This window comes from Zooshikella sp. RANM57 (assembly GCF_050749885.1).
Lineage (GTDB): Bacteria > Pseudomonadota > Gammaproteobacteria > Pseudomonadales > Zooshikellaceae > Zooshikella.
Genome location: NZ_JBOIUB010000002.1, coordinates 48,203 through 74,079 on the forward strand (window position 1 = coordinate 48,203; position 25,877 = coordinate 74,079).

Here is a 25,877-nt window from a genome sequence, read left to right on the forward strand (position 1 = left end):
TCAGCACTTGGCCTATGTCATTTACACCTCGGGTTCTACGGGTAAGCCCAAAGGGGTGATGATTGAGCATCAGGCGCTAGTCAGTCATATCCAAAGTATTATTCAGGCCTATGGCATTACGGCGGAAGACCGGGTGTTGCAGTTCTCCAACATTGGCTTTGATGCAGCGGTAGAGCAGGTGTTTGAAGCCTTAACCACCGGAGCCAGCTTGTATATTCGTCCTGCGGAACTGTGGACCTCGGCAGAGTTTGTCAGCTGGTTGCAAGCCAACCCTATCACCATTACGGAATTCCCCCCCTTGTATGCTAAGGCTTTGTTGGAGCCTGTGCTTGGGGATACCGCCTTTTGGCAAGCGACCTCACTGAGCCGGTTAGTGGTCAGTGGTGATGTGTTACCTCCCGACTTTGCTGAAGGCTGGTTGACAGGACCAGCGCAGCAACATTGTCAGTTAATCAATAACTATGGACCCACGGAAACCACCATTTCCTCCACCCTTTACTGGTTAGGCGCTGGAAGCAGGGGTCAAGCGGTGAGTGGTGGGGTTAGTGTGCCGATTGGTAGTGCTACCTTAGACACGGAAGTGTATGTCGTGGATAGCCAGCAACAGTTAGTACCTGTGGGTGTCCCCGGCGAGTTACTGATTGGTGGGATTGGCTTAGCACGAGGTTATCTGAATCGTCCTGAGCTGACCGCGGAGAAGTTTATTGCACATCCATTCAGTGCGGATGCTGGGGCACGAGTGTATCGCACCGGTGATTTAGTGCGCTGGCTCGCCAATGGTGAGTTGGAGTTCTTTGGACGACTGGATACCCAGGTCAAGCTGAGAGGCTTCCGCATTGAGTTGGGAGAGATTGAAACCGCGTTACGTCATCAGGACGCGGTGCATGATGCGGTGGTGCTGGTGCGAGAAGATGAGCCTGGCGATAAACAGCTAGTGGCTTATGTAGTGCCAACGAATGCTGAGGCGGTTAGCGCAGATCAAGCCTTATTGATTGAACCATTACGTCAGGTGCTTCAAGAGCAGCTGCCGGACTTTATGATCCCAGCCGCTTGGGTGGTGTTGGCCACCTTCCCGGTGAATGCGAACGGTAAGTTGGATCGCAAGGCATTACCGGTGCCTGAATATACCGCAGGTGATGACTATGTGGCACCCACCACAGAAACTGAGGCACAGCTGGCGTTGATTTGGCAGGCGGTGTTGGAGCTCAATAACCCCGTCAGTGTTCATGCAAACTTCTTTAAACTGGGTGGACACTCGTTATTAGCTGTTCGATTGGTCGCGAAGATAAGAGAGCAGTTTGGCGCAGAGCTGTCCATTAAACAGGTCTTTATAAGTGCAACGTTAGCCAGTATGGCAAAAGAAATTGCCAGTTTGGCAGGTGATCAGGCACTTGCTATTAAGCCAGCAGACCGCTCAGCCTCTTTACCATTATCTTTTGCTCAGCAACGGCTTTGGTTCCTGCAACAACTGGAAGGCGGAGCCTCATATAACATGCCTGGGGTGTTTAAACTGACAGGCGATCTAAATAAACAAGCACTATCACAGGCATTGTCAACCATTGTGACGCGCCATGAAGTACTAAGAACTTGTTATATTGAAAAAAATGGCCAGAGTTATCAGCTAATTCAAGCGGCTCCCACTGTATTACCGCTAGCCACTGTAGACCTAAAAGCACTGACGGCTACTCAGCGTGACTCACAGTTAAATGCACTGATGAACGCTGAAGCGGAAACACCTTTTGATCTTAGCCATGACCTGATGTTGCGTTGTCAGCTGGTTGAATTAACAGACAGTGAGCATGTCCTGCTGCTGACCATGCACCATATTGCCTCCGATGGCTGGTCTACAGATTTACTGTTCAATGAGTTAACAACACTGTATCAGGCGTATTGCCAAGGTCTGTCGAATCCATTGCCTTCATTGGTTATTCAGTATGCTGATTATGCGGTTTGGCAGCGGAACTGGTTGCAAGGTGAGGTATTACAGAAACAGCTGCAATACTGGCAAATGCAGTTAGCAGATATCCCTGATGTACACAGTCTGCCACTGGATATGCCTCGTCCTAAAGAACAAAGCTATGCGGGAGAGGTGTATCAGCAAGCCGTACCTACCAAATTAGCAGTAGCCTTTAGAGATTTCTGCCAAGCGCAGGGCATGACCCTGTTTATGGGACTGCAAGCGACTTTTGCCTTACTCCTCAGTCGCTACAGTGGTGAGACTGATATCGTGCTGGGTACTCCGGTGGCAAATCGGGAACAGCTGGAGATAGAAGCGCTCATCGGGTTCTTTGTGAATACCCTGGTGTTGCGCACCGACCTGTGTGGTAACCCCTCATTCACTGAACTATTGGCGCGTTGCCGAGAAACTGCACTGGATGCTTATGCACATCAGCAAGTACCATTTGAGCAGTTGGTGGAGGTCCTGCAGCCGAATCGTCACTTAAGTCATCATCCACTGTTTCAGGTCATGCTGGCAGTGCAGACCCAAGATGTTACTCAGCAACAGCTGGGGGATTTAGTGATTGAAGCGCTGGCGGAAACCAGCCCCACCGCTAAGTTTGATCTGACCTTAAATGTGCTGGATAACCAGGCTGACGGACAACTGGCATTCTATTGGGAGTACTGTACAGACTTGTTTGCGGCAGACACCATCACACGGATGTCGCAACATCTGCTGAATTTACTGGAACGTATTATTCAGCAGCCTGAGCAAGCCATTCAGCAGTTGTCGATGCTGACCTCCGCAGAACAGCAGGCACTACTTGCTCAAGGCCAAGCGCTTACTCAAGGACGAGACGCTAGGCAATGCGCCATGACGCAATGTATTCATGAGCAGGTTGAGCAGCAGGTTGCATTAACCCCAGAGGCGACCGCACTGGTATTGGGTACGGACAGCCTGAGTTATGCGACATTAAATGAGCAGGCTAATCAGCTTGCACACTGGCTGGTCCAGCAGGGTGTTGGTCCCGATGTGTTGGTGGGGATGTGCTTAGAGCGCTCCATGGCCATGATCGTGACCATTTTGGCCGTGCATAAAGCCGGTGGGGGTTATGTGCCACTGGATGTCAGCTATCCGGTTGATCGCTTGAACTATATGGTGAGTGACAGTGGTTGTCAGCTGATTATCACGGAGCAGGCCCAGCAAGCAAAACTGGCTTCAGTGGATGCTGACTGTAAGTATTGGGATGATCCTGCGTTCCAGAGCACGCTGTCTGCACAGCCAGTCACTAACTTGCCAGTGACCGCAACGGGTGTCACACCTCAGCACTTGGCCTATGTGATTTACACCTCGGGTTCTACGGGTAAGCCCAAAGGGGTGATGATTGAGCATCAGGCATTAGTCAGTCATATCCAAAGTATTATTCAGGCCTATGGCATCACGGCGGAAGACCGGGTGTTGCAGTTCTCCAACATTGGTTTTGATGCGGCAGTAGAGCAGGTGTTTGAGGCCTTAACCACCGGAGCCAGCTTGTATATTCGTCCTGCTGAGTTGTGGACTTCGGCGGAGTTTGTCAGCTGGTTGCAAGCCAACCCTATCACCATTACGGAATTCCCCCCCTTGTATGCCAAGGCCTTATTGGAGCCTGTGCTTGGGGATACCGCCTTTTGGCAGTCGACCTCACTGAGCCGGTTAGTGGTCAGTGGTGATGTGTTACCTCCCGACTTTGCTGAAGGCTGGTTGACAGGACCAGCTCAGCAACATTGTCAGTTAATCAATAACTATGGACCCACGGAAACCACCATTTCCTCCACCCTGTACTGGTTAGGCGCTGGAAGCACAGGTCAAGCGGTGAGTGGTGGGGTTAGTGTGCCGATTGGTAGCGCTACCTTAGACACGGAAGTGTATGTCGTGGATAGCCAGCAACAGTTAGTACCTGTGGGTGTCCCCGGCGAGTTACTGATTGGTGGGATTGGCTTAGCACGAGGTTATCTGAATCGTCCTGAGCTGACTGCGGAAAAGTTTATTGCGCATCCATTCAGTGTGGATGCTGAAGCACGGGTGTATCGCACGGGTGACTTAGTGCGTTGGCTCGCCAATGGTGAGTTGGAGTTCTTTGGACGACTAGATACCCAGGTCAAGCTGAGAGGCTTCCGCATTGAGTTGGGAGAGATTGAAACCGCGTTACGTCATCAGGACGCGGTGCATGATGCGGTGGTGCTGGTGCGAGAAGATGAGCCTGGCGATAAACAGCTAGTGGCTTATGTGGTGCCAACGGATGCTGAGGCGGCTAGCGCAGATCACGCCTTATTGATTGAACCATTACGTCAGGCGCTTCAAGAGCAGTTGCCGGACTTTATGATCCCAGCCGCTTGGGTGGTGTTGGCCGCGTTCCCAGTGAATGCGAACGGTAAGTTGGATCGCAAAGCGTTACCGGTGCCTGAATATACTGCAGGTGATGACTATGTGGCACCCACCACAGAAACGGAGGCACAGCTAGCGTTGATTTGGCAGGAGGTGTTGGAGCTCAATAATCCCGTCAGTGTTCATGCAAACTTCTTTAAACTGGGTGGACACTCATTGTTGGCCATCCGAGTCTTAGCCACTATTAAGGAGATGTTTGGTAAAGCGCTTTCTGTGAAATGCTTATTTACCGCACCTGTGTTAAGTGACTTGGCAAAACAGATTGATAGTGAAGCCTCCCAGTCCATCATTGAACAGACTGATACCGATATTGTGCTGGCTAAAATTGAACCTCAGCAACGTCCACAGCATATTCCATTATGCTTTCCACTATCCTATGCACAACAGCGTTTGTGGTTTATTCATCAAATGGAGGGTGGCAGTCAGCAATATCACATGCCAGCTTCTTTGCTGCTGAAAGGCGTTACTCGCTTAGGTCACTTAAGGACTACGCTGACGTTGTTGGTTGAACGTCATGAAGTTTTAAGGACGACATACCACAACGATGATCAAGGTATTGCCTATCAAAAAGTAAACTCAGCACCTGCAGTATTTCCTCTTGCTGAAGTTGATCTGTCAGAATGCTCTGATGCAGAGCAAGCACAAGAGATCGCCGCTTTCCAACAGGCATTTATCACCAAAGGCTTTGATTTAAGCGAAGACCTGATGCTCCGGGTAAGCTGTTTGAAACTCAGTGAGCACGAGTCAGTGTTACTGCTTGTCATGCACCACATTGCCTCAGATGGCTGGTCTGCCGATGTGCTTATTACAGAGCTGAGTCAGTGTTATAACGCACTTTGTTTAGACGAACAGCCGCAGTTAACGCCCTTACCCCTGCAATATGCAGATTATGCTATCTGGCAACGGCAATGGTTACAGGGCGACCATCTTGAAGCGCATTTGGCCTATTGGCGTCAACAATTGTCAGGCGCGCCCGATATTCATAGTATTCCCCTTGATAAGCCAAGACCGGCGGTGCAGGTGTATACCGGTGATGTGGTTGAGGCTTTGCTGAGCAGTCAGCTAACAAATCGCTTTATCAAATTGTGCCAGCAGCAAGGTGCCACGTTGTTTATGGGGCTGAATACAGCACTTTCACTGTTACTCAGTCGTTACAGTGGTGATCAGGACATCCTGATAGGAACGCCTGTAGCTAACCGGGACCATCTGGAACTGTCAGCGCTGGTTGGCTTCTTTGTTAACAACCTGGTGATTCGTACCAATGTAGCACCCAATAGCACCTTTATTGATCTTTTAGCACAAACCCGGGCCACGGCATTAGAGGCGTATGAGCATCAGCATGTGTCGTTTGAGCATTTAGTAGAAGCGATTCAACCGAGCCGACACCTGAGTCACCATCCTTTATTCCAGGTCATGCTGGCGGTGCAAAATACCCCTGCAGGTAAGCTGGAATTGAATCAGGTCGACTGGGAAAGCATGCCAGCTAACACTACAGTGACCGCATTTGATTTGACCTTGAACGTAGAGGAGAGCAGTCAAGGATTGGCGTTAAGCTGGGAGTACAACACCAGCCTGTTTGAAAAGGCAACGATTGCCAGAATGGCTGAGCATTTTGCTGTGTTGTTAGAGAACATTGTCGACGCACCTTTTGTACCTGGGTATCAGTTGCAGTGCTTAGGCATTGAGGCTCAGCAACAGCTGCTAATACAGGGTCATACACCGCTTACTGAAGCGCATGTTGAAGCTCAAGCATTGTGTATTCAGCAGCTGTTTGAGCAACAGGTAAATGCTAACCCTGAGGCCACAGCGCTACGTTTTGGTGAAAAAACGGTGAGCTATACAGAGCTGAATCACCAGGCTAATCAGTTAGCTCATTACTTAATAGCTCAAGGTATTGAGCCAGATAGTTTAGTCGGTATCTGCTGTGACCGGTCGATTGACCTCATTATCGCGCTGCTGGGTATTTTGAAGGCAGGTGGTGCCTATGTACCGCTTGATCCTACTTATCCTCAAGAACGACTGTCATACATGATCAGTAACAGTGAACTATCGCTGGTGATTACTCAGTCGCACCTCATTAAAGCGCTACCCTCAGGGGAAGTACCTCTTAAGTTGTTAGTCATTGATAATGTCGATATAGCGGGTCAGCTGGAGCAATACCCACAAACAAATATTGACCCGGTCAGTATAGGCCTTAAGCCCAATCACTTGGCTTATGTTATTTATACTTCTGGCTCAACAGGTAAACCCAAAGGGGTGATGCTGCAACATGATGGCTTGGTAAACCTTGCGATCGGCTTACAGCAGCGCTTTATGGTTACCGCTAATAGTCGCCTGTTACAGTTTGCTTCATTCAGTTTTGATGGTGCTGTTGCCGAGTGGAGCTCAGCACTTTGTGCTGGGGCTGAACTTGTTTTACTTACACAAGAAGCCGTGTTGTCAGAAACGCTCTTAACTGATGTGGTGAATGTACATCGTATCTCTCATGTGACATTGCCACCAGCTTTGCTTGCCGTTCTTGATGTAGATAAATGGCCGAATGTAACCCACCTTAGTGTGGCTGGGGATCAATGTCAGCTCCCGCTAGCAAGGAAGTGGGCTAAAGATCGTTATATGTTTAATGGTTATGGCCCTTCAGAAACAACGGTTTGTACTACGACAGGGCTAATTTCGTCAGACTGTGCTCAAGTTGCTATTGGTGAAGCGATTCCTGGTAAATCTGTGTATGTCTTAGACCTTCACCAGCAGCTGGTTCCCCCTGGAGTGATTGGTGAGCTGTATATCAGTGGTGTTGGGGTTGCACGAGGTTACCTCAATAGACCGGATTTGACCGCAGAGCGTTTTATTCAAAGTCCTTTTGACTCAAATATCATACTTTATCGGACTGGGGATTTAGTTCGCTGGTTACCTAATGGGCAGTTGGAATTCCAAGGCCGTGTTGATCATCAAGTGAAGTTGCGGGGCTTCCGGATTGAGCTGGAAGAGGTGACCTCGGCCTTACTGAAACAGGCACTGGTAAGTGAAGCCTATGTTATGGTCAGAGAGGACCAGGCTGGTGATAAGCGACTGGTGGCTTACTGGGTGAGTACTGGAGGTTTTGTGGATGAAAGTCTGGCAGAAAATGATACTACTTCTATTTTACGTCAATCACTTAAGCAGCTATTACCAGGGTATATGATCCCATCAGCCTTTGTTCAATTGGATCGCTTACCGTTGAACCCAAATGGCAAAGTAGATCGCAAACAATTGCCCGAACCAAGTTATGACTTTATGAGTGATAACTACCAGGCTGCACAAACAGCCGCTGAGGTAGCGCTTTGTGAGGTTTGGCAAAATGTTTTAGGGATCAGCCAGGTCGGAGTAAATGATAATTTCTTTGCCTTGGGTGGAGACTCTATTCTTGCCATTCAAGTGGCATCTCAAGCTAAACAGGCAGGTTATCAGCTGGCGACACGGCAGTTGTTTGAGCATCAGACAATTGCTGAGCTGGCACTGTATGTTGAAGCCGTCACCAGTACGATTTCGCAGCAGCCGATTATAGGCAATCAACCCTTATTACCCATTCAGCAGCGGTTTTTAATGGGTGATCAGACTGATTTACATCACTTCAATCAGGCTCAGTGGCTGACAATTCCCCGTGATGTGAATGAGTCTGCACTTCGCCAGTTATTGGCTGCGTTATACCAACGCCATGATGTGATGCGTCTGGCTTTTGTCCAGCAAGAAGGGCAATGGCAGGGACATTATCTGGATGATGATCAAGCTCGTGTTGCAGCATCGTTATGGATAGAAGACTGCCGTCATTTGACGGGAAGTGCATTGACTGATTATATCGCGGCCTTGGCCGAAAGGGCACAAGCGAGCCTAAGCCTAGGTTACGAAGGCACATTGTGTCGCTGGGTTTGGTGTCAGTTACCAGAAGAGCAGCCTGATCAGCTACTTTGGGTCATGCATCACTTGATTGTGGATGGTGTTTCGTGGCGGGTGTTAATTCAAGACTGGGAGCAGGGGCTTGCTCAGTTAAGTCAGCAGCAGTTAGTTTCACTGCCAGCTAAAACCAGTAGTTATCAACAGTGGGGGCAGTTACTGCATGAATACTGTGCTGCTGATTTATTGGTGGGTGAGCGTGACTACTGGTTGAATACTCTGCAGGCACCTGTTGCGTCGCTGTTTTCTAATGAAGAGCATCTATCCAGTGAGCAACGTTTGACCTCGTCACTGGAAACTGACCCACAAACGATCAGTATTAAGCTTGATAAAGCCCTTACTAAACAGCTGCTAGGAAAAGCAAACCAGTGTTATCACACACAAATAAATGACTTACTGCTATCAGCATTACTGGAAGCACTTGCGGCTGATCAAGAGGCTCAGGCTATTCGCATTGATCTGGAGGGGCATGGTCGTGAGTCTGATCTTCCCGATCTGGCTAAGGATTTAGATATCAGCCAGACTGTGGGCTGGTTTACCAGTCTATACCCTGTGCTGCTTACTAAGCCTGATGCTGAAGCGCATTGTGTGAGGCGCTGGGCTGAGATTATTAAAGCGGTCAAGGAACAGCTCAGGGCAGTGCCTAATAAAGGGCTGGGCTTTGGCTTGTTGCGCTATATTGCTCAAGACCCAGAAATTATCTGTAGTCATGCTAATGCTGAAGTTGTATTTAACTATCTAGGTCAGTTTTCTACAGGGTTGGATCAATTTGCATCAGACGTTGATGAGTCATTAGAGACAGCCACCTTTAGCTTCCTGGGTAAAGAGGAGAGTGTCGCCAGAGGTAGGCAGCATCCCTTAGAAATCACAGGAATTGCAGTTAATGGTGAGCTTGAGTTCAATTTCGAGTTTGATCCCCAGGTATTACCCACAGCAAACATTGAGCACTTGGCTAATGTTTATCAAGCATGCTTAATCGATCTGGTTGATCACTGTCTTAACAGTGAGGGAGGGCATACACCATCAGACTTCAATTTGGTTGACCTAAGTGCAGCACAAGTCGTAGATCTCGATCAGGCTTATCCTAACCTGTTGGATATTTACCCCAGTACGTCTATGCAGCAAGGGTTGCTGATGCACAGTAGCATGGATGCGGCATCTGGGATGTATATGTGTCAGTTGCAACTGGTCTTTGAAGGACTCAATGCTCAGCGCTTCAAGCAAGCATGGGAGCAGTTGGTTGCGCGTCATGACATCTTACGAACAGGGTTTACTGAGGTTAATAATGGTGAGTTATTACAGGTTGCTCACCAGCATGTTGCTTTGCCTTGGCAGGAACTGGATTGGCAGCAGGTAGCCCCTGAACAATACGCACAACAGTTGAATGAACTATTGGCTCAGGAGCGAACAACGCCTTTTGCTCTGGATAATCCCCCTTTAATGCGCTTTGCCTGGGTTCAAGACACTGACCATCGCTGTCGTTTTATCTGGACGAATCACCATGCTTTACTCGATGGATGGTGCTTACCAATGGTCTTTGAGGAGGTATTCGTCCATTACCAGGCACTCAGTAACGGCAACGTTGCGAAACTACCTGGGGTTGCGCCTTATAGACGCTATATTGACTGGTTATCCAAACAGTCGAAGGCGGAAGCAAAGGCATACTGGCAAAGCTACTTAGCAGGTTTTATTGCGCCAGCCCAGCTTGGTTTATTCAATGAACAGGCAGCTCAAGATGCAGTTGATCATGAAGCCGCATTGAGCTGTCTCCTCAGTCCGCAACTGAGTCATCAACTTAGCCAACTCGCCAAGCAAACGCAGGTTACGCTAAGTACGGTTATGCAGGGTGCATGGGCACTCCTGCTTAGCTGGTACAGTGGTGATCAGGAGGTCGTGTTTGGTTGTACCCGCTCTGGACGGAATATACCGCTACCCGGTGTCGAGCAAATGATGGGGCTGTTCATCAATAGCTTGCCTGTCAGGGTCGCTGTAGATGACTTGTCACAATCTCTTAAGAACTGGCTGCAAGTTATTCATTTTTCACAAAAAGACCATGATCGTTTCTGCCATAGTGCATTAACTGATATTCAGCAGTGGAGTGATCTCAATCCAGGCCAGGCATTATTCAACACGCTGGTCGTGGTCGAAAATTACCCTGTCGATAAAGCCCTTACCCAGGAGAGCGCTCAGGCACATGGTGAGATGGTGTCTGAGTTGCCAAAACTGATTGAGTCAGTGGGTGAAGAACAGACTAATTATCCTATTACCCTAACGGTTATGCCTGATGATGTCATTGAAGTGAAATGGCTCTATCAACCGCTACAGGTAAGCCGGCTTGCGATCAGTCGATTGGCTGAACATTTTGAGCAGTTATTGTCGGTGATGGTGGCATCTGCAGATCAGCCACTGGCAAACCTGTCTTTATTAACAAGACAAGAACAACAGCAACTTCAACGTTGGAATCAAACAACCCAGCCGTATCCTAAGCACCTGAGCTTAGCCCAATTGTTTGAAAGTGTTGTAGCCAATACGCCTGATAGCACAGCCTTGGTGTATCGGGATCAGCAGCTGAGTTATGAAACCCTTGATCAGCGAGTCAATCAGCTTGCTAATTACTTGATGAAACAAGGGGTTGAGCCTGCGCAATTGGTTGGGTTATGCATGGATAGGTCCGTGGATATGGTGGCTGCACTGTTGGCGATTATTAAAGTGGGAGCTGCTTACGTTCCGCTTGATCCTGAATATCCTGCTGAACGCATTACCCATATGCTGAGTGATACCCAGCTAAGCCTGGTACTTACTCTGCAGCACTTGCATGATCGCTTGCCTGCGTATGAGGGTGTCACTCTTTGCCTGGACAGCACAGACATTAAGGCAACTGTCGCTGAGCAGCCCAAGACCAGTCCAGCACTGGATAGGGCAATCAACCCTGCTGATCAGCTTGCTTATGTGATGTACACGTCAGGTTCTACAGGTTTGCCGAAAGGAGTACGGGTAACACAGCAAGGGATTTCACGACTAGTGAACAATAATCAGCGTGTGCCGTTATCTGCAGATACAGTGATGTTGCACTGTGCATCTGTGACCTTTGATGCGGCCACACTGGAAATCTGGGGGCCATTACTGAATGGTGGCAAACTTGTTCTATACCCTGAGCCCATGGTTGATGCACAGCAGCTATCGGAAGTCATCAATCAGTTTCAGGTGAATATGTTATGGCTTACCTCAGGGCTGTTTGATCAGTTTGTGGCGATCAATCGGGAGCCTTTGCCTAGCTTGAACTATTTGCTTACCGGGGGGGATGTGGTTAATCCTCAGTCCGTTGCGCGATTCTACCAACAGCAGCCTAATGTCACGTTGATTAATGGCTATGGGCCTACAGAGAATGTCACCTTTACCTGCTGTTACACCATTCCTCGAAGTTGGCCAGAGGATAAGCCTATTCCTATAGGTCAGCCTATTTCTAATACCCAGGTTTACGTCCTAGATGCCCAATTAAGGCCTGTGCCCATTGGTGTCGTAGGTGAGTTGTATACCGGCGGTGATGGTGTAGCCCTTGGTTATTTGAATCGACCAGTGCTAACCGCTGAGCGTTTTATTTCCAGCCCTTTTGCGGAGCATGAGCGGTTGTATAGGACGGGTGACTTAGTACGTTGGCAAGCGGATGGCACCTTAATGTTTGTGGGTCGTGCCGACAACCAAGTCAAAATTCGTGGCTATCGTGTTGAGTTAGGTGAAATTGAGAACTGCTTACTGGGTCATGAACAAGTGAGTAGTGCACTGGTGATGATTAAAAATCATGGGGCAGACAGTGCCAGTCGTAAACAAGTCATTGCTTATCTGGTGACGAGAACGCAAAGCGAAGAAGTGACTGCTGACATAAAAGACTTTGTCAGTGCGCAGTTACCTCGTTATATGACACCTGATGCCTTTGTGTTAATGGCTTCTTTCCCGCTTACTCCTAATGGCAAAGTGGATCGCAAAGCACTACCTGAACCTGTCTATACACAGCAGGTTGAGTTTGTTGCACCTGCCACGGAAACCGAGCAAACAGTGATGGCGCTTTGGCAACAGTTGCTGGCTATTGAGGAGCCCATTAGTACCACAACTAACTTCTTTGATATTGGTGGTAACTCGCTACTGATTATGCGGGTAAATGCGATGGTGAAAGCCACATTTGGAGTTGATTTGGCGATAGGCGCCGTGTTTGAACAACCAACCATTGGCCAATTAAGTCGTCTCTTGGACCAGCAGCTTAACGCTGAAGATGATGAACTGCTGAGTGATATTTTGGACCAGATTGATGACTTAGCCATTGATGAACTTGCTCAACTCCTTGAAACCAGCGAACAATAAGGTATACACGGATGGATAATAGAAGTAACAGTGTATCTGCTGACGCTCAGTTAAAGCGTAAATTGGAAAGTCTATCGCCAGAAAAGAGGGCATTAGTTGAGCAGTTACTTGCTAAGAAAAAGCAAGAAAAGCTTCAAACAGCACGGATAGTTCCCCTTAAGGATCGATCTGGTAAGCATGTACTGTCGTATGCTCAACAACGTTTGTGGTCGATTGATCAGTTATTAGGAAAAAACAGTCACTACAACATACCCGTTGCCTTAAAACTGAGTGGCCGCTTAAACCAAGCGGCACTTGAAAAAGCTTTAGCAACGATTATTGAGCGTCACCAAAGCCTCCGTACGGCATTCAGTGTTGAGGATGGACACGGCGTTCAACAAGTGGTGCCTATCGCCAATAGATTTAGACTGGATGTTGATGATTTAACACCGTTGGGCCAGCCACAAGCATTACAAGCTGTAGAACCCTTAATGGATGATGCAGCAAATTATGCGTTTGATTTAACCGCAGGGTTATTGCTGAAAGCCAACTTGTGGTTGCTGGATAGTGATACCGCCATGCTGCTGATTGTGATTCATCATATAGCGGCGGATGGCTGGTCAATGAGTGTGCTGTTTAACGAATTGAGTACGCTCTATGAGGCATATGTGCAAGGTGAAGAGAATCCTTTGCCTCCGCTGACTATTCAGTATATTGATTATGCCGTGTGGCAAAGAACATTCTTAGCTGGACCGGGATTAAAAAAACAGTTGGACTACTGGCAGCAACAGCTGCAAGGTTTACCTCGTCTACATAATTTACCACTGGATAAGCCTCGACCTGCTCAACAGCGTTTTCAGGGGGCTATTTTAAAGTCTGAACTGCCTGCCTATGTGACTCAACAGCTAAAAATGTTGTGTCGACAGCAAAATGCCACCCTCTTTATGGGAATGTATGCTGGACTCTCAATGCTACTCAGTCGTTATAGTGGTGAAGTGGATGTGGTGGTGGGTACGACGGCGGCAAACCGAGATCAAAGTGAAGTCTCAAACCTGATTGGCTTTTTCATCAATAGCCTTGTTTTGCGCACTGATTTATCTAAGAACCCTACGTTTGCTGAGTTATTAACTCAATGTAAGTCTGTGGCTTTAGGTGCCTTTGCACATCAACAAGTTCCTTTTGAGCAGCTAGTGGATGAACTTAAACTGCCCAGAGACTTAAGTTATCACCCGCTTTTTCAAGTCATGCTGGCGGTGCAAAATAATCAAGCGGCTGAGATTAATATGGCGGGGCTTAGGATCTCTGAAGCTCCAGTTAAGGCCAGTTCAGCTAAGTTTGATTTAACGCTGAATGTGGATGAACAGCCCAATGGATTAGCACTGGACTGGGAATACAACACTGACTTGTTTGAAGCCACCACCATCAATCGATTAGCAGCTCATTTTAATCAGTTACTGATTGCTGCACTGGAATTGCCAACCGTACCGATCTCTCAGTTGCCCTTGTTAAGGGATCAGGAACGGCAACAATTATTGCAGGACTGGAATCCTCCGTCGCTTGACTTTCCTGTTCTATCAGTAGCCCAACAGTTTTCTGTTCAGGTTCAAGCAACGCCTATGGCTACTGCTATGCTGATGGATAATGAAACACTGAGCTACCAGGCGTTAGAAGCTCGGGCCAACCAGCTTGCCCATTACTTAATTGCCCAAGGCATTCCACCTTGTAGCTTGGTGGGTGTTTGTTTACCCCGTTCATTGAATATGGTCGTGGCCACATTAGCGATTTTAAAAGCAGATTGTGCCTATGTACCGTTAGACCCCCAGTATCCGGAAGACCGGTTACGTTATTTGCTCAGTGACAGTCAGGTCAGTTGGGTATTGACCGAAAGTGGTCTGGAGCAGCGATTACCACTGACGGATCAACAGGCGGTAGTGTTAGATAGTCTTGATGTGCAAAACACGATGGCGACCTATCCGACAACTGCTCCTGTGGTATCAGTAGATGAGCACAGCCCGGCCTATGTGATTTATACCTCGGGTTCAACAGGGCAGCCGAAAGGGGTTGTGGTCCCACATCGCGGTATCTTGCGGTTGGTGTTGAATAACCCTGAGGTGCCCGTCGATCAAAACACTGTGATGTTGCAGTCTGCTTCAGTGACTTTTGATGCCGCAACCTTAGAACTATGGGGACCACTCCTTAATGGTGGTCAGGTGGTGTTGTACCCGGAAGAGGTGGTGGCCCCAGCTCAGTTAGCTACTTGTATTAACCAACATCAGGTCAATACGATCTGGTTGACCTCAGGTCTTTTTGATCAGTGGGTGGCGGCTGAATTGCCTGCAATGCCAAGCTTACGCTATGTGTTGACGGGCGGTGATGTGGTCTCGCCACAGTCGGTGGCGCGTTGTTATCAACAGTATCCCCAGGTCACTGTCATTAATGGGTATGGTCCTACAGAAAATACGACATTTACCTGTTGTTTCCCCATTCCCAAAGACTGGCCTGTGGAGCAGCCATTACCCATAGGCAGACCGATTGGTAATACTCAGGTGTATGTATTAGATGCCTATCAGCAACCTGTGCCTATCGGTGTTGTGGGTGAGTTGTATGCGGGTGGAGATGGTGTGGCGCTCGCGTACTTAAATAATTCAGCGCTGACCGCAGAAAAGTTTGTTGCTCACCCTTTTGAAAACACGGATGTACGACTTTACCGCACAGGCGACCTGGTGAAGTGGTGTACCGATGGCACCTTGGCATTTATGGGCCGGACGGATAATCAGGTCAAAGTCCGTGGTTTTCGGATTGAGCTGGGTGAAGTGGAAAATGCGTTGCTGAGTCAGGCCCATGTGGCAGAAGCGTTAGTCGTAGTAAAGACCACAGATACCGGAAGTAAACGACTTGTGGCTTATGTGGTGCCTGTGGATTCAGCATCACTGGCTGATTATACGACAAGTGAGCCACTCGCGAGTGACTTAAGAGATAGTCTGAAACAGCAGTTGCCAGATTATATGGTACCCAGCGCGATAGTTGTATTGGCCAGCTTTCCGTTAACCAGTAACGGAAAAGTGGATCGAAAAGCCTTGCCAGAGCCACAGTATGAGTCACAACAGGGCTATGTGGCACCCACCACTGCAGCAGAAACCGTACTCAGTGAAATTTGGCAACAGGTGTTGGGTGTTAATCCTGTTGGTGTGAACGATAACTTTTTTGCTATCGGTGGGGATTCGATTTTAGCCATTCAAGTTGCATCTCGAACCTTGCGAGCCGGGTATCAGTTGAGTACACGTCAGGTCTTTGAGTATCAAACGATTGCTGAACTGGCCAAGCAACTCAAAGCAAGTCAAATCCATAAACATGTTGACCATGTTGTCGTTGGAAAGCAGCCCTTACTTCCTATCCAGCAAGCCTTTTTGAGTGGTGATAGGGTTGATTTACACCACTTTAACCAAGCTATGCGTATCACCCTGCCTGCAAGTGTCACAGAAGATCAGCTGCGTAAGGCTGTTCAAGCTATTTATAAAAGACATGCTGTGTTTCGTTTATCCTTTCAACAGCTGTCTCAAAAGCAACCTTTGTCATGGCAGGGCATGTATGAAGAGAAATTAAGTGAGCAGGCGATACAGCAAAGCATCTGCCTAGTTAATTCAGAGGCTGACTGGGATACGCTGGCCTATAAGGCACAAACAAGCTTGCAACTGAATCCTGCACCCTTAAGTTTGTTGGTATGGAAGCAGTTTCCTCTAACGGAAAATGGAGAAAGTGAACTGTTATGGGTGATTCACCATTTAATCGTCGATGGTGTGTCCTGGCGTATTTTGCTACAGGATCTGGAGTATGCCCTAAACCAGTTGCAACAAGATAAGCCTATTGACCTGGGGCTAGGTACAAGTAGCTTCCAGCAATGGGGGCAGCGCTTGGTCAAATACAGCCGGTCTGAGGCTTTGACGCAAGAAAAAGCCTACTGGCAACAGGTATTACGTCAGCCCGTTTCGGCTTTACCTGTGGATCAACCACTCACCTCTGAGGCAGATGATACCTATCAAGCCAGTGGAGAGTTGACCGTCAGTTTGGATAGCGCCACGACTCAGGCACTATTGCAACAAGCCAATCAAAGCTATCACACCCAAATTAACGACTTATTATTAACGGCGTTACTGTTGACGGTCACGGAGTGGAATAGTGGGCAGGCTATTCGCTTGGAGATGGAGGGCCATGGGCGAGAAGCGTTATTTGATGACGTTGATCTTAATGAAACCGTTGGCTGGTTTACCAGTACCTATCCTGTAACGCTCAATCGAGATACCGATGAGTTAGGCTCATTGATTAAATCGGTTAAAGAACAGTTACGAGCCGTTCCTCATAAAGGGATTGGCTATGGCATTCTTCGTTACTTTAATGATGATCAACAAACATTGAAGCCTGCGACACCCATCGAACTGGTGTTTAATTATCTGGGGCAGTTTGATAGCCATGCTGAGCAGGCATTGTCTTCATCACAGCAACATACCGGTGTTGTATTAAATGGTAGCTTTGATAATACGGGTCCATGGGTTAGCCATCGTCGGCAACGAAGTCATCGTTTGAGTATTAGTGGGTTAGTCAGTGAGGGGCATCTGCAGTTAGTCTGGGACTATAACCGTCATGAATATAATGCCTCGACGATTCAAAATCTGGCGGATAATTTCTTCAAGCATCTCACGACAATTGTCGAGCATTGCATAAAATCCCCCAGTGTTTATACGCCTAGTGATTTTCCTCTGGCAAAAATAGGATCACAACAGCTTGATCAGCTTCAGGCTGACTATCCGCCGATAGCAGATTTATATCCTTGTACTCCAATGCAGCAGGGCATGCTGTTTCATAGTGAGATGCAGCCAGATTCTGGCGTGTATATCACTCAGCTCATGCTTAGTTTTGCAGCAATCAATCCGGATCACTTACAGCAGAGCTGGCAACAACTGGTCGCAAGGCATGCCATATTAAGGACTGCATTTGTTCATTTAGATCAGGCACAACCACTTCAATTGGTACAAAGACAAGTTGAGCTGCCTTGGCGAATAATGGACTGGCGAGGACTTGCTGCGGAGGTATACCAAACTGAGTGGGCTGCGCTGCTGAAGTCTGAGCGAGAAACACCTTTTAAGCTAGATCAAGCACCTCTGATGCGATTGGTGTTAGTGAAAGTAGCTGATGATCAGCATCACCTGATTTGGACACATCACCATGCTTTGCTGGATGGTTGGGGGGTCCCCATATTGATTCAGGATTTGGAGGCATTGTACTGTGCTCAACAACAAGGGGTTCCTGCACAGTTATCCCCTGTAGAGCCTTATCGTCAGTATATTCAGTGGTTGCAACAACAGAGTGTGGATGCTGCAAAGGATTATTGGCAACGTTACTTAAAAGACTTTTCTGAGCCATCGCCATTGGCTATTTCCCACGTAGATGTTCATACAGAGCGATCTGAAGGGGAGCTTCAGCTTACCTTAGGTGAGCACTTAACAGGGCAGTTGATGCAACTAGCTAAACAAGCACAAGTGACCCTGAGTACTGTTTTTCAGGGTGCTTGGGGCATATTACTGAGCCGTTATTGTGGGAATCGTGATGTAGTATTTGGGGTGACGCGGTCGGGTAGGCCAGAAACCATTGAGGGTGTAGAGGAAATGGTGGGTTTATTCATCAACAGTGTGCCTTTAAGAGTGCAGTTTGATGAGTTAAGTGTGTTAGGTCATTGGTTACAGGCGTTGCAACAGTCGCAAGCACGACATGATAGTTATAGTTATGCACCACTCGTTGATATTCAGAAGTGGAGTGAACTTGACCCTGGTAGTCAATTATTTGATACGTTACTTGTGGTTGAGAACTTTCCTATGGAGGAAAAACTACAGCAACTTAACCAAGATGATGCAGGACTCCCCATAACGGATTTAGATGGGATCGAACAAAGTAGCTTACCACTGAGTATTACAATTACCCCAGGCAAAACCTGTCATGTCAGAATGCTCTATCAACATGATAAATTTGATGATGCTGCAGTCAAACGACTCAGTGAGCAATGGCAGCAGCTGTTAATTGCAATGACTTCTGCTGAGCTACATTTATTAGAGAAAAAAGTTGTTCAACTCAGTTTATTGTCTGTATCAGAACAACAGCATATTTCTCAAATAGTGAGCCAAGCTGATTTTAAATCAACTTATACTGCCTCAGTGCTTGAGCAATTCGAGCGGCAGGTTAGTTTAACTCCCCATGCCGTAGCGATTACTCATAATAATCAACAACTGACGTATGAAGTGCTTAATAAACAAGCGAATCAGTTAGCACATCAGTTAGTTTCTATGGGTATCTCAATCAATCATCTCGTTGCCATTTGTTTGCCTCGCTCACCTGAAGTTGTAATAGCTATGTTGGCGGTATTTAAAGCGGGTGGGGCTTATTTACCTATGGATCCTGGCTACAGTGCTGAACGAAATCAGCATATTTTAGCGGCTAGTGAAGCAGGTATCGTGATAACGAAAAATGATTGTTTAAGCCATTTAACCGTGGAAAAACAACAATTAATTCTCTTGGATGATTTTATAGTCAAAAAACACATTGAAACGTTACCTGTAACAAACCTAAATATTAAAACGAATCCAGAAAACTTGGCTTATGTTATTTATACCTCTGGTTCTACAGGTAAACCTAAAGGTGTAGCGGTTAATCAATATAACCTGGCTGTTTCGACCCAAGCCCGTTATGAATTTTACAAAGCCCCGGTGTCAAGTTACTTATTACTTTCATCATTTGCTTTTGACAGTTCTGTAGCAGGTATTTATTGGACGTTATGTACAGGGGGTAAATTATGTTTACCTACCGATATAATGGATTTGGCAAACTTAAGAAAGTTAATAAGTGAACAACAGGTTAGCCATTTATTAGCGTTGCCTTCATATTATTCACAATTGCTTTTTGCTGATGATATGAGTTTGCCAGACTCTCTTGATGTAGTGATTGTAGCGGGTGAAGCTTGTTCGGAACAGGTTGTTAAACAACATTATACACAGACAAATAACTGTGATTTAGTCAATGAATATGGACCAACAGAAGGGACAGTTTGGGCAACGGCCAAAAAACTTGAGTGTGATAAAACACAAGTTACCATTGGTAAACCCGTAGGACATATTAAAACCTATGTTTGTTTTCCTGAAAGTAATCCTGATTATCATCAATTATGTCCAGTGGATGTTGTGGGTGAGTTATGGCTCGGTGGAGAGGGAGTTGCCCAAGGGTATTATTTACAGCCTGAGTTAACACAACATAGTTTTAAAGATGATCCTTTTAGCAATAAAATCGGGGCTAAACTCTATCGAACGGGTGATTATGTTCGCAGGCTGAATAATGGTGAATTAGCCTTTGTTGGACGACATGATGATCAAATTAAAATTCGAGGTTTTAGAGTAGAACTCAAAGAAATTGAAGCTGTCATTGACGCTGATGATTCAGTGTTAGAAACAGCGGTTGTTTACCATAAGTCAGGGCAGCTTATTGCATTTGTTTCGGCTAAAGTTGAAGCGTTAGAGGGATTGGTTGATATCTTAAATGCGCAGTTGAATCAACGGCTTCCTGACTATATGCGTCCGCAGAAAATTATTTTAATAAAAAATTTACCCGTTAATGCGAATGGTAAAGTTGACAGAAAATTACTCACTCACTATGTGTTTGAAGAAACGAAGGACGCCTATAGAGCACCAGAAACCGAAAATGAAATATTACTACACGAAATTTGGCGAAGTGTACTAAAAAAAGAAAGGATAAGCACAGAAGCTAATTTTTTTGCTGAGGGTGGTGACTCAATTATTGCAATGCAAATCGCCTCTCAAAGTCTTAAAAAGGGTTTGAAGTACTCTGTAGGTGATTTATTTGAATACCCAACAATTGCAGGATTAGCCAAAAAAGCAGTAACCCAAAAAGTGGTAAAAGGCCATGTGAACCAAAAGCAGTTTTCTGTAGAGCGTGTTACTGGTGAGCAAACTTTGCTGCCTGTTCAACAATCCTTTCTTGAAGGTGATCCTACAGATCTGCATCATTTTAATCAGGCACTAAGGATATCCTTACCAAAAGGATTAGATGAAACACTATTGATACAAGCGCTTACTGAAGTTTGTCTGCATCATGATGTTTTTCGGTTAACGTTTTTTCAAACACAGGGATTATGGAAAAGTAGTTATCAGGATAATATACCCATTAAAGAGAGTGTGCTGAAATATGATCTGACCAAGGTTGCTATGGTAGATCAGAAATCGCTTATTGAACGTTTTGCTAATAAAGCTCAGGCAAGTTTATCGCTACAGTCAGCCCCTTTAACTAAAATTATTTGGCTACAGTTTGGCGATCAACAAGCCGATCAACTTATTTGGATATTGCATCATTTAATTGTTGATGGAGTTTCATTAAGGCTATTAACACAGCATCTATTGCTGGCACTGCAACAGCTTTTGGCTAAACAGTCTGTTGATCTGGGCGTTAAAACAACGAGCTATCAACTTTGGAGTAGCCAGCTTTTAACCTACAGTCAGTCTAATGAGCTTCAGGCTCAAAAAGCGTATTGGCTAAAACAGTTGAGGCAGCAAGTAACGCCATTGCCTACTGACTATCCCGCATCATACTTCCAGCAAGATAAAAGTTTTGAAGCAAGCAGTGATGTGAGTGTTTACTTGAATAGTGATACGACAATCGCATTGCTCCAAAAGGCGAATCAACGTTATAACACTCAAGTAAATGATTTGTTGCTTACAGCACTTATGTTGACGCTAACAGACTGGACAAAAAGTAATACGACACGCTTTTCACTAGAGGGGCACGGTCGGGAAATGATTTTCCCAGAGATTAATTTAAACGATACTGTAGGTTGGTTTACCAGTGTATTTCCTGTGTGTTTACAAAGAAGCGCTACGGATATTGCTCAGCATATTCAGACAGTGAAAAAACAGTTACGTGCAATCCCACAGAAAGGTTTAGGTTTTGGTCTGCTTAGATACCTTAAGCAGGATAGGGAAGTCATAAATGCTCATACGCCTTCTGAGATACTGTTTAATTATCTAGGTCAATTTGAAAGTGCGAGAGATGATAAACATTCAGATCAGAGTGATGTCTTTGGAAATACGGGAGCATGGATAAGTTCAAGACGACAAAGACCGTATAAACTAGGTATAAATGCGGTTGTTTCGAGTAACTGCTTACAAGTTGTTTTTGATTTTAGTAAATATCAATACAAAGAAAAAACCATTAAACGTTTAGCAGATAGTTACATTCAAAATTTAAAGAAGGTTATTGATCACTGCCTGGGTAAAAATAATGAGCAAGAAGCGCATAGTATGACATTAGAAGAAAGTGATACTCTCAATGGGTTATCACAGAAAGGAAGTAGGAGTACGTCTGAGCAGATCCATAATAATAAAAATAAAGGGAAAGTTACAAACAAACAGGCAACAAGGGATATAATGATCAAGCTAACGACTCATAATGCAAATCAGAAAACGATTTATTGTTTTCCTGGCATTGGTAGTACAGGCATTGATTTTTATCATTTGGCCAATAGCCTAAAAAATGATGTAAATCTTACCGTAGTTGATCCCGAGGTATTTAAGACACAAGATATATGTCTTGACTGGTCTTCTTTAACTGAAATGTATCTCGAAAACTTTGTTGATGACCAAGAGTATACGCTTATAGGCCACTCGTTTGGGGGGTGCATAGCCACAGAGCTTGCGGCTCAATTGGAGCGAAAAAATAAGAACGTACGCATAGTCTTGCTTGACACATTATTAGAGGCTTCTATGGTGGCGAAAAGAGAGAAACGAGATACCTTCGTCATAGATCACTATATTGCCTCGCTTGGACTAAAGTCGTTTTTTGGTTTGAGTACAGAACAAGTAAACACTACGATTAATGGCGCAGAGTGTCCTGTAGGTGTATTACGAACCATTTGTTGTGAAAATAAAATTCCGGAGGACTTTACCAACGACTTTATTCATTTAAGTAAACGCCAGATGGCGTTGTATGTTAATTATCAACCAAGCAAATTACTTACAACAAAAGCAGCATTTCTGTTCAGTAAAAACTCGTTTACCAATCAAACATTTTTCAGTGAAGTCATTAGCCGTTATAAAGGAATCTATCATCAACTGGAAACTCCAATACAAGTCAGTGGAGATCACTTTACCATGTTAAAGCCTGATTTTGTGGATGATTTGGCTAATAAAATCAGGTGTTTTATTTCAAACTAATAGACATATGGTGTGAGATGTTTTAATAGGTTTGAGATACCTTATGCCTGCTAATTTTAGGGGTTTTAAAATTAGCAGGGTTAATGCAATAAAAAATTTAATATTGTAGGTAATGGTGTCGTTTTAGTTTAAAATGGCACTGTTGTCTGATAAATATGGCTGCCGTATTATGGATTCTTCATCGATTGATATGAGGGTTGAAAAGCCAGTTAATATTAACCAGGGAAATATGAGTATTTATTATTTTGGTTTAATATTAACGGCTACCATGGTATCTGTTTTAGGTACTATGATTACTGATTTTGCGTTAGGTCAGTGGGTCTATAAAACAACAAACTCAACAACAGCCTATAGTCTGATAGGGTTTGCTGCCTTGGCCCCACAGTTGATTTTGGCACCTTTTGTAGGAACGATTATTGATCGTTATCCGCGAAATTTACTGATGATTTTGGGACATGGGGGTGCAGGCTGTTGTACCTTATTATTATTGGTATTATATGCAACAGATAGTCTTCAAGTTTGGCAGATCATTATTCTTGCGTGTTTTAGTTCAGTATTTAATGGCCTGGTTAACCAAACATTTATTGTGTTGATACCCGTACTGGTAAAAAAGGAACATTTAGGAAGAGCACAAGGGTTTATACAGGGAGGTATGGGTATCATTCAAATTGCTGCACCTGCAATAGCTGCATTTGCACTAGCTGCAATCGATCTGAAGGGTATTTTTATTGTTGATATATGTAGTTTTTCTGTGGTTATCTTAGTATTACTCTCAATCAACCCATTGTTGAAGAGAGGGGATGGGCGAGAAATTAAAGAGGATGTAAAAGAAAATAAAAGGAGCTGGAAATCAGATATACGTGATGGTTTATTCTACCTTAAAACGCAACCCTCACTTTTGAAATTATTACTGTTTTTTTCTATCGTAAATTTCAGTATGGGAATGGTTGAGATTCTGTTTACTCCATTGATTTTAAGTTTTTATGATGTAATTGAACTTGGTACTATTTTAAGTATTTCGGGTCTGGGAACATTGGCTGGAGGGATATTACTCAGTATTTGGGGCGGGCCAAAAAAACGTGTCCAAGGAATGTATTTATTTCTAGCGCTTATGGGAACATCAATAATGCTTATCAGTGGCGCATTTGCTTTTGATCAGTACACTATTATGATTTTAAGTGCGATAGGCTTTATTGTTACGCTTTGTTTTGTCACTGTTGATAGTTGCGACCAGGTCGTTTGGCAAACGGTTGTGCCTACTGGGCTTCAGGGACGAGTATTTGGTATTCAAACATTGCTTGCTCAGCTGGCAGTACCTATATCATTTTTAGTCGCAGGGCCGCTGGCTGATCATATATTTGAGCCGCTTATGGCGGTTGACGGGTTGCTTGCAGGTACTGTGGGCTCGGTTATTGGAGTAGGTCAGGGTAAAGGTATTTTATTACTCTATAGTATTTGTGGTTTTCTTGTACTATTAAATATTGCTGTATTTAAATGCTTTTCTGATCTTGACAGCTTAGATAAAGTGGTTAAAAACGCTACTGAATAATTATTATTTTAAATAGATTACTCGCTATTTGCAGTTTAAGGGATAAAGTATGACTAACTTTATGGAATTTGAGTCTGAAGTAAAAAGCTATGTAAGGTCATTTCCAACAGTGTTTGAGCGTGCTGAAAATGCGATTATTTGGGATGAACAGGGCGATGAGTATCTGGATTTTTTTGCTGGTGCCGGTACACTAAATTATGGACATAATCCTAAATTAGTGAATACAGCACTTATTAGCTATCTCAGTAATCAAGGAATATTACACAGTTTGGATAAAGCAACGGTGGCGAAAAAAAGATTTATTGAAGCTTTTTACCAAACTATTTTGATGCCAAGAAATCTGGATTATAAAATTCAATTTACGGGTCCCACAGGTACTAATGCTGTAGAAGCAGCAGTTAAACTGGCACGCCGAGTGACACAACGGACTAATGTTATTGCATTTACCCGAGGTTATCATGGTTTAACTATGGGGTCATTAGCCCTAACCGCGAATGATTATTACCAGAACCAAAGTTATGGTGGTCGGGCAAATGTATACCATGCACCTTATGATGGCTACTTTGGGGCAAGTGTTAATACCGCTGAATATTTAAGACAACTGATTGAAGACTCCAGTAGTGGTGTTTCAATGCCTGCTGCGATTATTCTTGAAACAATTCAAGGTGAAGGTGGTGTGAATGCTGCTTCTAAAGAATGGCTACAGGACATTGAAAAACTATGTAAAGCTCATAATATTATTTTGATTATTGATGATATTCAAGTCGGAAATGGCCGTTCTGGAGAATACTTTAGTTTTGAATTTGCAGGTATTAAACCTGATATGATTTGTATGTCAAAAGCCATTGGTGGCGGCTTGCCATTAGCATTCACATTAATCAAACCCGAGCTGGATCAATGGCAGCCAGGAGAACATACAGGTACCTTCAGAGGTAATAATTTAGCATTTGTAGCCGCGACGGAATTATTAAAAAACTGGGCTACAGATGACCTATCACAAAAAGTACATAAAAAAGGTTGCATCATAAAGGAATATCTTGAACAGTTGGTATCTGCTTTTCCAGAACTGGAAATGTCTGTTCGAGGTCGAGGAATGATCTGGGGGTTAGATATACCACAACCAGGTTTGGCAAAACAGTTGTCGCGAGTTTTATTTGAAAATAATTTACTTGTAGAAACATGCGGTAAAGATGATCATGTTATTAAATTACTACCCCCACTTACAATTGAGTCTGCTCAGTTAGAAGTAGGCTTAAGAAAAATTGGCTTTGGGCTTGAAGCGTTAGTGAATAGTGAAGTAACACCTATACATCATGACAGAAAGCTTGCTGTTTAAGTGTAAATATAACGTTTCACAGATATAGCATTATCAAGAAAATAACCCGTGAACTTGTCTGGATGCATACCTTGTTTTCGGGTTATTTTTTACCAAATTAGTTTA

Annotated in this window: 4 protein-coding genes (1 of these 4 cut by a window edge); all 4 read left to right on the forward strand. The window is 45.0% G+C overall.

Annotated features, from left to right (window positions below; genetic code table 11):
* Positions 1 to 12,646 carry the 3' portion of a non-ribosomal peptide synthase/polyketide synthase gene (locus ACQ96U_RS05075; RefSeq protein ID WP_431720159.1) on the forward strand. It extends 16,142 nt beyond the left edge of the window, so only the last 12,646 of its 28,788 coding nucleotides appear in the window; its start codon lies beyond the left edge, outside the window; the stop codon is at positions 12,644 to 12,646.
* A gap of 11 nt (positions 12,647 to 12,657) precedes the next feature.
* The gene (locus ACQ96U_RS05080; RefSeq protein ID WP_431720160.1) at positions 12,658 to 22,887 is read left to right on the forward strand and encodes an amino acid adenylation domain-containing protein; all 10,230 of its coding nucleotides are present in this window, start codon (positions 12,658 to 12,660) and stop codon (positions 22,885 to 22,887) included.
* Positions 22,888 to 23,056: 169 nt separating this feature from the next.
* Positions 23,057 to 24,436 carry an MFS transporter gene (locus ACQ96U_RS05085; protein ID WP_431720161.1) on the forward strand — a complete coding sequence of 460 codons (1,380 nt, stop codon included), beginning with the start codon at positions 23,057 to 23,059 and terminating at the stop codon, positions 24,434 to 24,436.
* A gap of 49 nt (positions 24,437 to 24,485) precedes the next feature.
* Complete coding sequence (gene ectB / locus ACQ96U_RS05090; protein ID WP_431720162.1) at positions 24,486 to 25,772, forward strand: diaminobutyrate--2-oxoglutarate transaminase; 1,287 nt, start codon at positions 24,486 to 24,488, stop codon at positions 25,770 to 25,772.
* Positions 25,773 to 25,877 lie beyond the last annotated feature (105 nt).